We start from the raw sequence: 12,089 nt of genomic DNA, 5'->3' as shown, positions 1-12,089 counted from the left end.
AAACGGTTTTCAAACGGTTTTGGCGAGCCGAGGTGTTTGAAGGTCTGCGTTCGCCGGACTGCGAAGCTATGCGACAAGTCCCTATAAATAAAAGGTCTTCTTCGACCTCACCGTAGTGTAGCGCAGATTCAGAAATCGTAGAGAGGCGCCGGTTTTGAACTCTTAATCAGCGGGTCCCAGGTTCGAGCCCTGGTGCGCCCACCATTCCAAAGCCCTGCTGATGCAGGGTTTTTCGTTCCGGCCGTGAGCACAGAGCGTATCTCGTGCGACGTTCCCGTGGTCGAGCCTCGCACCGCCGGACTGCTGAGCGACTGGCTCGTTCTTGTTGTGGCTTCACCCGTCGATACAGCTCCTAGACCCGACCGCACAGCCCGATGACGCCTTCGTCGTAGAATAGGATATTCGAGCGAGCAAAGCGGACACTCCGTGGTGTTCGCGGTCGCGCCTCCGGAAGCTGAGGTTGCAGAGCCTGCGAAGCGATTGAGTGGCGGTTAGGGCGGTGCCGGCGCCGAGCGACAACCAGGATCGATAGCTGGTCCGGCGAGTGCGCATCAGAGGTTACCTCGGTGGGTTATCGCGTTCGATTTCGGCGTGTGTGCGCCGACAGGCCCGTGTGCAGCGCTTCGAGAATATGGGCCGCGAAGATGCCCGTGCTCAGCATTGCCAGAAACGCTACCAACATCTTGATAGACCTTTATCTGATCAGCTTTCAGCCGCACGAGGGTACGACCGCGATCGCAGTTCGCGCCATGTGGCAGCTGGAGGGCTGTGCCGTCCTGCGTGCATTTTTGGCTTCGGTCGCATAGCTGCGTGATCCGGAGCCGAGTACCTCGACCGTCGCGGTGGCGCCCGCAACGAGTTCGTTTCGCTCGGTGCCGTCCAGCGCGATCCGGACCGGGACGCGTTGCGCCAGGCGGACCCAGTTGAAGGTTGGGTTGACGTTGGCAAGAAGGGTTGAGCCGTTGCTGCGATCGCGGTCCTCGATACCGGCTGCAACGCTCTCGACCTTGCCCAGCAAGGCACGGCTGCTTCCCATCAGCCGCACGTTGACGGGATCGCCGACATGGATGCGCTGCAGCTTGGTTTCCTCGAAGTAGCCCTGGACGTGCAGGGTGTCGGTATCGAGCAGCGCCATCACGCCCTTTCCGGGGGTGAGGTAGGCGCCCGGCCGCAGCTCGTTGTTGGTGACAATGCCGCTGACCGAGGCCCGCACCTCGCTGCGTTCGATGTTGAGCTTCGCAAGCGCAACATCCGCGACGGCCTGGTCATAGGCCGCCCGGGCCGAGCCCTGGATGGCGACGACTTGGTCCATCCGCTGCGTGGAAACCACGACGCCGGGTGTCAGCGCACTGTAGCGCTTCAGATCAGCATTGGCATTGTCGAGCGTGGCGCGCTTGCCTTCCTGTACCGCCTCTGCCTGCTTGAGCGCGATTTCATAGCGCGCCCGGTCGATCCGGAAGAGCACGTCGCCCTTTTGTACTTGCTGATTGTCCCGAACCAAAACCTCGCTCACAAAGCCGGAAACATCGGGAGCCACGGGCACCACGTCGGCCCGCACATGTCCGTCACGGGTCCAGGGCGCATCAAAGTAGTAATCCCACAGCTTGTAACCGGCCCAAAGCGCGACCAGCACGATGAGACCGGTCAGCGCAAAAGGACGCAGCAAATTCACAACGGCTTTCATGACACCAACTCCTTGGAGGCGAGGTGAGAAACGGGCGTGACGCCATCAGGGACTTCTCGATCCCGGCGGCGTCTGGCGGCCTCGAAGCCGTGCATGCCGGTCTGCCATTGCAGGCCGACAATTGTCCCCTTCACGGGCTGCAGCAGAAAGAATGCGGAAAGCCCGGTGACCGGGAGCCAGATCAGCAATTGAAGCCAGGCCGGAGGTGAATAGGTCATCTCGACGGCTAGAAGCCCAGGCACGACGAGGTGGCCGACGATCGCGATCACAAGATAGGCCGGAAGGTCGTCGGCGCGTTGCGGCGTGTAATCTTCGCCGCAAACCTCGCAGTTGCCGACTACCTTGAGGAAGCGGCCGAACAGACGGCCCTGGCCGCAGTTCGGGCACTTCATCGTGAACCCGCGCCATATGGCTTTCTGGAGCGAAACGGGTGCTGTCATGAGAATAACTCCGTGGAGCCTAAGACGAGGCCGGTGACCAGGCAGATGAAAAGCGCGAAATCGAAGAGTGCGGGATGCCAGATCCATCGATAGAGGCCGATACGAGCAATCAGCTTGCTGACGACGCGCGCCAGCACGTAGGCAACCACGCTCCAGAGCAGGAGCGTCGGAACGAGCACGCCGAAAAGGTCAAGTTGGTATTTCATGCGGCGATCGTCCCAGGTTCGATTTGCTGCGGTTGATAGGCCGGCGACTCCGGAAACAGCCCGGAACGAACGCCTGTGAGACCGATCAGGACGTTATCGCGGGCTTCGCTCAAGGGTTCCTGCAACGTCAATGCGATGGTGCTATCGAGCTGTCCGATTAGGCCATCTGGAAGCGGCCCGGCCGTATGGGTCCTGCAAATCGGGGCAAGGCGGGCGAAAAAGGCTTCGACTGCCGCTCTTGTGCAGCGTGACAGGCCCAAGCTCGCGCGCCTCACGCCGACAATGTTGAGCGCCGTCCGCAGCTGGCGAAGATTGGCTGCGCCGCTCCTTGCATCGGCAGGAACGACGGTGATACGCGCAGCAAGCAGGGCGAGGCGATGCTGCATGAGACTGGCAAGTGCAAAGGGACCTTGATCCGACGTGCGCTCGGCGACCGATGCAAGCGTGGTCCAATTGCTTCGCAGCAATCGGTTAGCGATCCAGTCAGCCCCGACCAGGCGAACGATGCCGCAGGTCACGCCGGTCAGCGCCACGCCCAGCATCAGCGCAATGCTGGAGTTGGCATAGGAGGTAAAGTCGGCCGAATAGGTCTCGGTCAACGCCAGTTGCACCGAGAGATAGATGGCAAGTATGGAGCCGAGGCGTGCGGTCGCGGGCCGCGCAGCCATCCAGCCGAACAGCAGGAAAGTCGGCATCAATGCGACGACGAGCACCTCGAGAGTCGTAATCCGTGGCAACACGCCAAACAGGTAGATGCCATGGACGGCGATAACGACGACGAACACTCCGTAGAAATTGCGGAACGCCGGAAGCGGATCGTCCACACCCGCCAGAAAGCTGCCGACGACGGCGGCGAAGAGCGGAGCAGCAACCCCGTCCGACCAGCCGGTGGCAATGGAGAAGCAACTGCAGCAAAGCACCGCAAGGGCCACGGAGCCGGCCGCCAGGAGCGCAGACCAGTGGTCGCGATGCGGGATGACAACAGCCAATCCGCCAGGAGAGAAGGCGAGTGGAAGCGATTCGGGATTGCGCCCCTCGGAGATGGCCTCGCGCAGGAGCTGGCAATCCTGCATGACGTCGACAAGGTTACGAAGCCGGACCACGAGACCAGAGATCGCAATGTCGGTCCAGTCGGGATCTACGCCCAGCTCCGGTCGTATTTCATCGAGTGCTGTGCGCAACGCGCTTGCTTGCTGTCCATCGCGCCCGCCCGCGTCGAGCCATGCCGCTGTCTTTGTGCAGATGCAGGCAACGCGCGCAGCAGCCTCCTCATGCCAGTTGAGAGGCAGCTTGCGGTCTTCGATCGATCCGAGCAGCGGAAGCAGCGATAGCATATGCTGCCGGAGGCGCTGCAGCGCTCGCCCGGTATTTGCAGAAGCGGTCGCCTCATAGCCGAGATGGCGCCCAAGCTGGTCGATTTCGGAGGCCGCAGCGGCAAGACGCATGCGTTCGCTGTCACGCTCCTGACCGATGCCGCGGCCCGTCAGGATGCCCGCGGCGAGCCGGCGCGCGCCGGCGAGCCATGCGTCGGTTTGTGCGGTGACTGCGGAGGCCACGCTGCGCGGCAGCACGAGCATCGCGACGACGCTCGCGCAGACGATTCCGAGCACGATCTCCTGCACGCGGGAAACCACGATGTCGAAGGCCGATTGGGGCGTCGAGACGATGGGAAATCCGAGCAGGGCCACGGTATAGCCGGCCAGCAGGAAGACGTAGCTGCGCGGCGTGCCGTCGATCAGCGAGAGATATAGAAAGATGCCGACCCACAGCGCGATGCAGAGGCTGAGCAGCTCCGGCGCATTGACGAGGTTCGGGATCAGCACGATCGTTCCTGCCCCGCCAATCAGCGTGCCCAGAATGCGGTAGACGGCCTTGGAGGTGGTCGCCCCCGTGAACAGGTTCGAGGTGATATAGACCGACGCCATGGCCCAATAGGGACGCGGCATGTCCAGCAGCAGCGCGATCGAGAACGCCAGCATCGCCGCCGCAAAGGTCCGCAGCGCGAAGATGAGGGCGGCGTGTCGGTCACGGAATGAGGCAATTTTGGTCATGGCGATCGTGGCGTCGGCGGACGGTTGCTTCAGCAGTGAGCGATGTTTCTATGTGCGATGCATGACTTCGCGTCGGCTAGCGAAGCTGTCGCAAACAGGTTCGAGGCGCAGTCCCGCAGTCCTGAACGTTCCCTGCAGTCGACAGGAGCCGCCGACGTCTGGAGAATGCCGACGACGTCGGGTTTCACGACGTTCACGAACATCAAGAGGCATAGAATCTTGCCAGCGAACACGGCGAGGCACAGAACGTCTTTCATGTCAGCTCCCGATCAATCGGTTTTGGCTGCACTGGTCATACGAGCTCTGGGCCGCCGCGGCTTTGCCCGGATTGCCGGTCCGTTTTCATTTGTTGCTGTCGGAGTGGTGGCCGGAGCTTCCTCCACCGCCGCGAACGCTTCGCGTGGACTGCGTTGCGCGGTCAGGGGAAGGTCGTCGTGAACGGCGTTCGGCTCGGGCCCGGACGCAGCAGCGAGCGGCACCGCCGCATGCGCGGTGTCGAACACCACCCGTTCCGGCCATTTGTGATCCGAACGAATGCGCAGATTCGCCCGTTCACTCGGAGCGATCGCGGAATGCGAATGAGCAGGGGGCGCTGGAAGCAACCAATCGGCTGCAAACAGCGACAGGAGCAGGACGCTTCCCACCCACACAAAGTACTGACGTATCGGCATGGCAAGCGGTCTCTCAGCGACTTACCACGGCGAAGATAGTCGGATGACGGCCCGCGTGCTTTGCATCGCGTGCTGCCGTCTTGTCCTTTATTGCTGACCGCCAAAGCGCCGGTGAGATGCAATCTCAAGCCGAAGCCGGAAGCGATTGCGGGATATTCGTCAGAGAGGGCTCGGGTGGACGTATCCGGCTGCTTGACGATATCGACCGGGCGCGTGTCCCGTCGCCTGCTTGAAGGCCCGCGTAAAATTGGCCTGGCTGGAAAAGTTGAGCGAAAGCGCGATGTCCACCAGGGGGCGGTCGCTACGGATCAGCAAGGCCTTCGCGCGTTCGAGGCGCCTGGCACTGACGTAGCGGTGGGGAGAATCTCCGACGGCCTGTCGAAAGGCGCGCGCAAAATGGTATTTGCTCAGGCACGCGATCATTGCCATGCATTCAAGGCTGAGATCGCCTTCCAGGTTTGTATCAATATAGTCCAGCACGCGGGAGAGCCTGCGCTGATCGAGCCCCTGATGTGTACGGCAGGGAAGAAGCTGAGTGCGTGGCGCGCTGGTGCGCTTCTGAAGCAGCCTCGCCGCCAGACTGGATGCGAGGGATTCGACGAGCAGTCCGCCGGCGGAAGTCTCGGCCTTCAGTTCGGAGGCGACTGCATATCCGATCTCGGCAAGCAGCGGGTCTTCGTAAGCTTCTTCGTAGCCTAGCGCGTCGATCGCGCAATTGCCGGTGTCGTTGTCGAATTCGCTCGACGAGAAGTGGCTGAGTGGAAGATGGATATGAAGCAATTCCGGTATGTTCTGAGCGAAATCGATCGAACCCTCCTGCATGCCAGGAGGCGAAAGCCAAACCGTGCCCTGCTCAGCGACCAATTGACTCTCGATGCCTGGCGCCTTCCGCGTGACAATCGTTTTGGCGCTACGGACAGCGACGCAGATCCTGATATCTGATTGTGGAGTTCTCCATGGGATCTCGCCTTTTCTAGCAGTACATAAGTCGGCCGACAGGCCGGACCAGGGGCGATCCGCCGAAGATAGAAGCAAGGTCGCACAAACCGGCTTTCGGACGCTACGAGGCGGCCACGTCTCATGGCGGGCTTCGACGGTCGGCTGTTTCGCTTGCAACTCCATGGGCGCTCCAGGATCGCATCAACATTGTGCAAGACTAACTTGGCATAGGCGGCGCAATTTGCTCGTTATCGGTTGTTAGAGGCTGTTAGGGTTTGCGAGTCTCGCACATCGCCAACAATCGGCTCACACGAGATAGCCGGAGACCCCATCCCACAGTAGCTTCAGCGCCGTCACGACCAGCAATCCGTAGCAAACCCGATAGATCTGGCGCTGGTTCAGGCTCCCGTGGAGCCGCCAACCCGCCCATACGCCAGCGGGAATGGCGAGCAGGCAAAGCGCCATCAACGTCCAGACGTTTCCCGTCGGCTTCACCAGCAAGAGCCAAGGCACGGCCTTGGTCGCGTTGCCGACAGTGAAGAACAGACTGGTTGTTCCTGCATAGATCTCCTTGCTGAGCCCGAGCGGAAGCAGATACATCGCGAGCGGCGGTCCGCCCGAATGCGCTACCATTGTCGTGACTCCCGAGGCGAGACCGGCGGTGATCGCCTTCGGCGTTGAACGTGGACGAGTTATCACTTCCGCGCCTGCAGCAAGCCACAGTGCCACGAAGATCAACGTGGTCGCGGCCATCGCGATCGCGATTGCGCGGTGGTCCAGGAAACGGAACAGCAGATACCCGAATCCAATGCCGGTCACGAGACCCGGCAACAGCAGCAGAAGATCCGGCTTCGACCAGGTCGAAGGCTTCCAGTAGCGAAGGGCGAACAAGTCCATCGCGATGAACAATGGCGCGAGAAGGCCGCCGGCGGTGACCGGATCCATCACGAGCGACAATAGCGGAATGCCCACAATCGAGAATCCGCCGCCAAACGCGCCCTTCATGAAACAGATCAGGAATACGCCGGCAAAGGTAACCAGTATCGTGGCGACTGTCAGCTCCATGGCGCCGACTCCAAGGTTGGCGCGCGCCGACGCTCGCGTGAAATCGTTACCGCCGCGGGGGTCACCACCTCTTCGTCCGCTTGAGCAGAGACTGTGATGAGACCGTCGACAGCGGCCTCGATCTGAAAACGGCGGATGCCGATGTCCCGCAGTGCGCGGTCGTCGAGATCGTGAAGGCAGGCAATGGCGGTCCGCCGGCCGAGGTAGCCCGAGAACCTCTCGCAAGCGCCGGCAAGCAGCCGAGATGCGATCCCGGACCCCTTGATGGCAGCAGAAAGGATGATCGTCGAGACTATCGCAGGCATTTTGCTCTCCAATGCTCCGAGCTAGGATTTCAATGCTCCGAGAGGCTGACATTCGTCGGCTGGCGCCGATAATGGCTCGGGAAATGGTTCTGAACGCTGGCCTCTCGATATGAGCTCCTCGGATGAGCAGAATGATCCGATGCAATTCTCGGTGCAATCGAAACATTGCACCGAGTGCAATATGTCGAGCTTCGGCCAGTTCGGATTGTCGAAGCCGGCCGACACGGAAGACCGGTCGGCTGTGCAATGGCCAGCCGGCACTCAGCAATCCGCCGAATCCGGAATCATCCACGCCGAAACCGTCTGCCAGACGCCGTCGCTCGACTTGCGCTGATACGCAACGAAGTCGGCGTCGTCGCTGTACTGGATTTCGTACCGATAGGATTCGATATGCGCTGTCATTGAACTCTCCTTGTCAGTGTTGAGGACGGCGTTTCCCACGCCATCATCCAAGGAGATCGATTGGAGAGCCCGCCTGAGAAAGGGTCGTATGTGGAAAGGGTCCTTCCAGGCAGCGGAAGGTTCGCTCGATAGGGGCGACGTCGTCTTCCGAAGTCCGGGGCGATATGGCAAAATCGGAAGGTATCCTCCCGAATTATGGAAGGGGATCCGATGGATCGCCTGGAAGCGATGTCGACCTTTCTGACCGTGGTCGAGCAGGGCAGCCTGTCCGCGGCGGCGCGGCGATTGAAAACGCCCCTCACAACAGTCAGTCGCAACGTATCCGAGCTCGAGGCTCACCTGCGGACGAAGCTCTTCAACCGATCGAGCCGGCAGCTGGTGCTGACGGATGCGGGCACGTCCTACGTTGCGGCTTGCAAGCGCATCCTCACCGATGTGCTCGAAGCGGAGCGTACCGCCTCCGGCGAGTATACCACGCCGACAGGCGAGCTGGCGGTGACGACCCCATTGGGCCTTGGGCGCATCATCCTCATGCCGATCATCGCGGACTTCCTCAAGACCTATCCGGACATCAAGGTCAGGATGATCCCCACCGATCAGAAGCTGAGCCTGGCCCAGGAGCAAATCGATGTCGCGGTGCGCATCGGCGAGTTGCCGGATTCGAGCTTGGTCGCGCTGCGGCTCGGCAGGACGCGCCGGGTGGTGTGCGCGAGTCCCGCCTATCTGGCGGCGCGCGGAACGCCGCGCACGCCGGAAGATTTGGCCGGACATGATTGCATCAGCTATCCCGGCTTCTCGCCCCCCGATGTCTGGACATTCGTCAAAGGCAAGGCGACCGTCGCGGCGCCGGTGCATACGCGGCTCACCGTGGGCAGCGCGGAAGCGGCTTGTACGGCCGCCCGCGCAGGCGTGGGAATTTCCATCGCCTTTGCCTACCAACTCGAGGCCGGTCCGGAAGCAGGAACATTGACGACCTTGCTGGATGAATTCCAGCCACCGTCAATGCCGGTTAATCTCGTCTACACGGCCAACAGGTTTCTGCCGATCAAAGTAAGAGCGTTCCTAGACTATGCGGCGCCGCGGCTGAAGCGAGTTTTCGCGGAGTAGACCGGGCCGTGCGAGCTCCGCTGTCGAGCTTCCGAAATCTGGAAGGATGACTCCCGATTTCCCGGCCTGTTGACCCAGGCCTTTCGCCCCACCTGCCAGTCATGACCTGCCGGACAACGGCGTTACGAACTGGAGGCGAATATGGGTGAAGTCATTCAATTTATCCCGAAGGCCGAGCGCGAACGGCTCCGCCTGATACGAGAAGCCCGCGCGATCTACGACAGTGTGTTCCCGCCGGCCGATCCGGTCAGCGGGCAGCCCGACAACGCACCAATCGTCATCAACGGAACCTGGATTCATCGGGGCGGCGAACCGTTGTCGTGATCAACGACTTCGCTGTGCTCGATCGTCAACCATTAGGAGGAATCGTCATGTCAATCCGCAACACGCTTTTCGCCGTTGCATTCGGTCTCGTCTCCCTGACGGCCGCCCAGGCAGAAGGGCTGCGTCCCATCGAGGCCAAGAGCATCGACCTCGGCGGGATATCGGGGGTCGCCTACTACACTGTCGAGCGCGATGGCTTTCGCGTGGTCGCCACTCTGGCGCAGGGCGAGACAGGAACACCGTTCCGCGTCGTATCTCTCCTCGCACCGGGTCAGCGCCTGCTTCTCTCGACGCCGAAGCCGGCGGGCGTGATCGAGATCAGCCGGGAAGGCGACAGCGTGCTCGTTCGCAAACCGAGCACGGCCTCGAACTGAACTTCGACTCGAACGGCTGCGTTCGCCAAGCGGAACGCAGCCAGGGAAACTGCACATGTCCACCATCCGCCTTCATCGGAGGACCACTGCGACGCCCGAGCAGTACGTGGCCGGCCTGACCGATTTCGGACCCGGCCGCTCGAAGCTGTTTGGCAACAGCAGCGATGCGTATCTCAAGGTACATCATCAGAGCGGCTCGCATGCCGATGTCACGGAAGGCTCGGGCGGGATCTGGGAGCGCCTGCACTACGACTGGTCCGATCCTGCCCGCGTCGTCCTCACGACGATCGATTCCAACGTGTGGGGTAGCGCGTCGGGGCACATCTACACCTTCACGCGTCAGCCCGACGGCACGACAGACATCGATGTGGTCGTCATACGCGACGGCAAGAATCTGACGGGGCGGCTGCTCGGCTTCGTGCTCGGAAGGATCGGGAGGCGGGTTCTGGACAAGGCGTTTGAAGACTCCGTCAGGGCCATCGAAGCCCGGAACAAGGCTGGGCGTGCGAATGCAGGCCGCTCCAGCATCGCAGCCTGAGGAGGCCCACATGACCATGGTCCAAGTGAGCCGCGAGGCTGCAAGACAAATTCCAGCAGAAGGGCTCTATCTTGACGACCTTCAGGCCGGGCAACGCTTCACCACCGGAACGTACAGGCTCGACGAAGCGCAGATCAAGGCATTCGCTGTTCAGTTCGATCCGCAACCCTTCCATACGGACGAGCACGCTGCCGAGCGGACGTTCTTCAAGGGCTTGGTGGCGAGCGGCTGGCACACCGCCGCGATCACAATGCGTCTCAACGTCGAGAGCGGTCCGCCACTCGCCGGCGGCTTCGTCGGCGCCGGGGGCGAAGTGAGCTGGGCGGCACCGGTCCGTCCCGGCGACGTGCTCCACGTCGAGAGCGAAGTCGTCGAAGTCACGCCGTCACGCACGCGGCGCGACCGCGGAACGATCGTCCTTCTCAGCCGGACGATAAACCAGCGCGGCGACGTTGTTCTGGTTCAGAAAGCCAGGCTTGTTGTTCTGCGCAAAGCTGCGGCATGAGGAAACCTGGCTTGCAAAACCGGCCATGATGGGGGACGCCGCCGATCTCAGGACCTCAGTCTCCCGGATTCCGGGCTGAACAACGTTGAAGCTCTAACTCTGTAGGAGCGTGTCTTGGACATCCAACTTGATCAGGCGGCTACTGCAACCCGATATGGATTGGAGCACTACGGTTTCGAGGGGGTCCTGTCATCTTCGGCGGATCGAGGTTGGTTAGGCCTGTCGGCCCAGCTGTGTGGGACCGTTCGCAAAGGGGTGATCCCATGGAGAACTCCACAATCCGACATCAGGATTTGCTTCGATACTCACGGCAATGAATCGCTGGTTACGCGGCGCGCCCCAGGCATCGAAAGCCGGGTCATCGCAAGGCGAGGTACGGTTTGGCTGTCTCCTCCCGGTCTGCAGGAAGGTTCGGTTGACATCGCCGAAGATATGTCGGGAATTCTGCATATCCATCTTCCACTCAGCCACTTCGCGCCTTTCAATATCAATATCGATCTGGCCGCAGTCCACGCGCTGAGCTACGAAAGCGCTTTCGAAGATCCGCTGCTGGCCGAGATCGGACGTGCAATCTCGGCGGAATTGCAGGCCGAAACGTCCGCCGGCAGTCTGCTCATCGAGAACCTTGCATCCAGCCTGGCGGCGAGGTTGGTTCAAAAGTGCATCGGGGCACCGGCCGGCCAGCCCATTGTCTCTCGCGCAAGTGGAGCGCTCGATCGACGCAGGCTTCAGCGTGTGCTGGATTACATCGAAACGAACCTGGAAGGCGATCTCACCCTTGATCTCATGGCATCCACTGCTTGCCTGAGCCGATACCATTTTGCCCGTGCCTTCAAGCAAGCCGTCGGGCAACCTCCTCATCGCTACGTTAGCGCCAGGCGGCTTGACCGCGCGAAAGCCTTGTTGGTGCAAGGTGAGCGATCGTTGATGGACATTGCGCTGGCGCTCAGCTTTTCCGACCAAGCCAGTTTTACGCGCGCATTCAGGCAAGCAACAGGCCAGGCGCCGGGCCAATATCGCCGCGAGCTTGGATCGCGACAACACGATTCGTCACCGGCTTTTATCAAGCAGGCTCTCATGCTGGCGTGAATCCGCAGCTCGCAACGGCCTCACCCTTTGCTGTTGGTGATTCAACATCTGTCATCTCCGGCCAGCAAAAAATGACAAAACGAAAGCATGCGAAGCAAAGAAATTCGCCCGGTCCCTTAACTATGTTCGATCGCGACGAAGCAAGGCACACGAAATGTCCAGCGATTGCCTAGCGCCGATTTCGAACGGCAAGACGACTGAGGAGTTCCGTGATGAGCATCATAGATGCAAGCGCACTGTCAGGTTTTGCTCGCAAGACGGCTGAGTCAGCATCCAACCGGCCCAAAATGGCGGGCCAAGCATCAACCCAGGCAAAGCGCCGGTTCTGAAGCCGTACCGTCAGCCGGGCACCATCAGCTGTCGCCGGTGTATGTACGCCAGCGCGGCAC

15 protein-coding genes are annotated in these 12,089 nt (G+C 61.2%); 6 read left to right on the top strand and 9 right to left on the bottom strand.

All coding sequences use genetic code 11. The features are described from left to right. Positions 1–709 precede the first annotated feature (709 nt). From IQ16_RS21695 to IQ16_RS45735, 9 genes are all read right to left on the bottom strand, one after another. Positions 710–1,684 carry an efflux RND transporter periplasmic adaptor subunit gene (locus tag IQ16_RS21695; RefSeq protein WP_018642514.1) on the bottom strand — a complete coding sequence of 325 codons (975 nt, stop codon included), beginning with the start codon at positions 1,682–1,684 and terminating at the stop codon, positions 710–712. After that, the gene (locus IQ16_RS21690) at positions 1,681–2,124 is read right to left on the bottom strand and encodes a DUF983 domain-containing protein (RefSeq protein ID WP_018642515.1); all 444 of its coding nucleotides are present in this window, start codon (positions 2,122–2,124) and stop codon (positions 1,681–1,683) included. Before IQ16_RS21690 ends, IQ16_RS21695 begins: the two co-directional genes overlap by 4 nt. Beyond that, on the bottom strand, positions 2,121–2,330 hold the full coding sequence (locus IQ16_RS21685) for a DUF1656 domain-containing protein (protein ID WP_018642516.1): 210 nt from the start codon (positions 2,328–2,330) through the stop codon (positions 2,121–2,123). The genes IQ16_RS21690 and IQ16_RS21685 overlap by 4 nt, the downstream gene beginning before the upstream one ends. After that, positions 2,327–4,381: an FUSC family protein gene (locus IQ16_RS21680; RefSeq protein ID WP_018642517.1), complete on the bottom strand. Its 2,055-nt coding sequence runs from the start codon at positions 4,379–4,381 to the stop codon at positions 2,327–2,329. Before IQ16_RS21680 ends, IQ16_RS21685 begins: the two co-directional genes overlap by 4 nt. A 269-nt stretch (positions 4,382–4,650) precedes the next feature. Then, positions 4,651–5,052, bottom strand: coding sequence for a hypothetical protein (locus tag IQ16_RS21675; RefSeq protein ID WP_145831735.1), 402 nt, complete (start codon positions 5,050–5,052; stop codon positions 4,651–4,653). Between the two features lie 159 nt (positions 5,053–5,211). Next, entirely contained in the window at positions 5,212–5,916 is a 705-nt protein-coding gene (locus IQ16_RS21670; protein WP_244635798.1) for a helix-turn-helix domain-containing protein, read from the bottom strand. Positions 5,917–6,297: 381 nt separating this feature from the next. Continuing rightward, positions 6,298–7,056 (bottom strand): sulfite exporter TauE/SafE family protein, encoded by a 759-nt coding sequence (locus IQ16_RS21665; protein ID WP_018642520.1) that lies wholly within the window; start codon positions 7,054–7,056, stop codon positions 6,298–6,300. After that, positions 7,047–7,361 carry a DUF1127 domain-containing protein gene (locus IQ16_RS21660; RefSeq protein WP_018642521.1) on the bottom strand — a complete coding sequence of 105 codons (315 nt, stop codon included), beginning with the start codon at positions 7,359–7,361 and terminating at the stop codon, positions 7,047–7,049. Before IQ16_RS21660 ends, IQ16_RS21665 begins: the two co-directional genes overlap by 10 nt. Positions 7,362–7,622: 261 nt before the next feature. Then, complete coding sequence (locus tag IQ16_RS45735; RefSeq protein ID WP_167526341.1) at positions 7,623–7,763, bottom strand: hypothetical protein; 141 nt, start codon at positions 7,761–7,763, stop codon at positions 7,623–7,625. A gap of 210 nt (positions 7,764–7,973) precedes the next feature. Between IQ16_RS45735 and IQ16_RS21655 the strand changes: the two genes are divergently transcribed. The 6 genes from IQ16_RS21655 to IQ16_RS21630 all read left to right on the top strand — a co-directional run bounded on the left by IQ16_RS21655 (position 7,974) and on the right by IQ16_RS21630 (position 11,700). Continuing rightward, positions 7,974–8,870: a LysR family transcriptional regulator gene (locus tag IQ16_RS21655; protein ID WP_018642523.1), complete on the top strand. Its 897-nt coding sequence runs from the start codon at positions 7,974–7,976 to the stop codon at positions 8,868–8,870. A 141-nt stretch (positions 8,871–9,011) separates the two neighbouring features. Next, positions 9,012–9,194, top strand: coding sequence for a hypothetical protein (locus tag IQ16_RS21650; protein WP_018642524.1), 183 nt, complete (start codon positions 9,012–9,014; stop codon positions 9,192–9,194). Next, on the top strand, positions 9,191–9,568 hold the full coding sequence (locus IQ16_RS21645; RefSeq protein ID WP_244635796.1) for a hypothetical protein: 378 nt from the start codon (positions 9,191–9,193) through the stop codon (positions 9,566–9,568). The genes IQ16_RS21650 and IQ16_RS21645 overlap by 4 nt, the downstream gene beginning before the upstream one ends. Before the next feature lie 55 nt (positions 9,569–9,623). Beyond that, a complete protein-coding gene (locus IQ16_RS21640) occupies positions 9,624–10,106 on the top strand; it encodes a hypothetical protein (protein WP_018642526.1) in 483 nt (160 codons plus the stop codon). 10 nt (positions 10,107–10,116) lie between these two features. After that, positions 10,117–10,611: a MaoC family dehydratase gene (locus IQ16_RS21635; protein ID WP_018642527.1), complete on the top strand. Its 495-nt coding sequence runs from the start codon at positions 10,117–10,119 to the stop codon at positions 10,609–10,611. A 114-nt stretch (positions 10,612–10,725) separates the two neighbouring features. After that, complete coding sequence (locus IQ16_RS21630) at positions 10,726–11,700, top strand: helix-turn-helix domain-containing protein (protein WP_244635794.1); 975 nt, start codon at positions 10,726–10,728, stop codon at positions 11,698–11,700. The last annotated feature ends 389 nt before the right edge of the window (positions 11,701–12,089 follow it).

Origin of the sequence: Bradyrhizobium huanghuaihaiense (assembly GCF_007830635.1) — a bacterium.
Classification (GTDB): domain Bacteria; phylum Pseudomonadota; class Alphaproteobacteria; order Rhizobiales; family Xanthobacteraceae; genus Bradyrhizobium; species Bradyrhizobium huanghuaihaiense.
The sequence above is the reverse complement of the archived record's forward strand: the minus strand, read 5'-3'. Positions and strand labels throughout refer to the sequence as shown.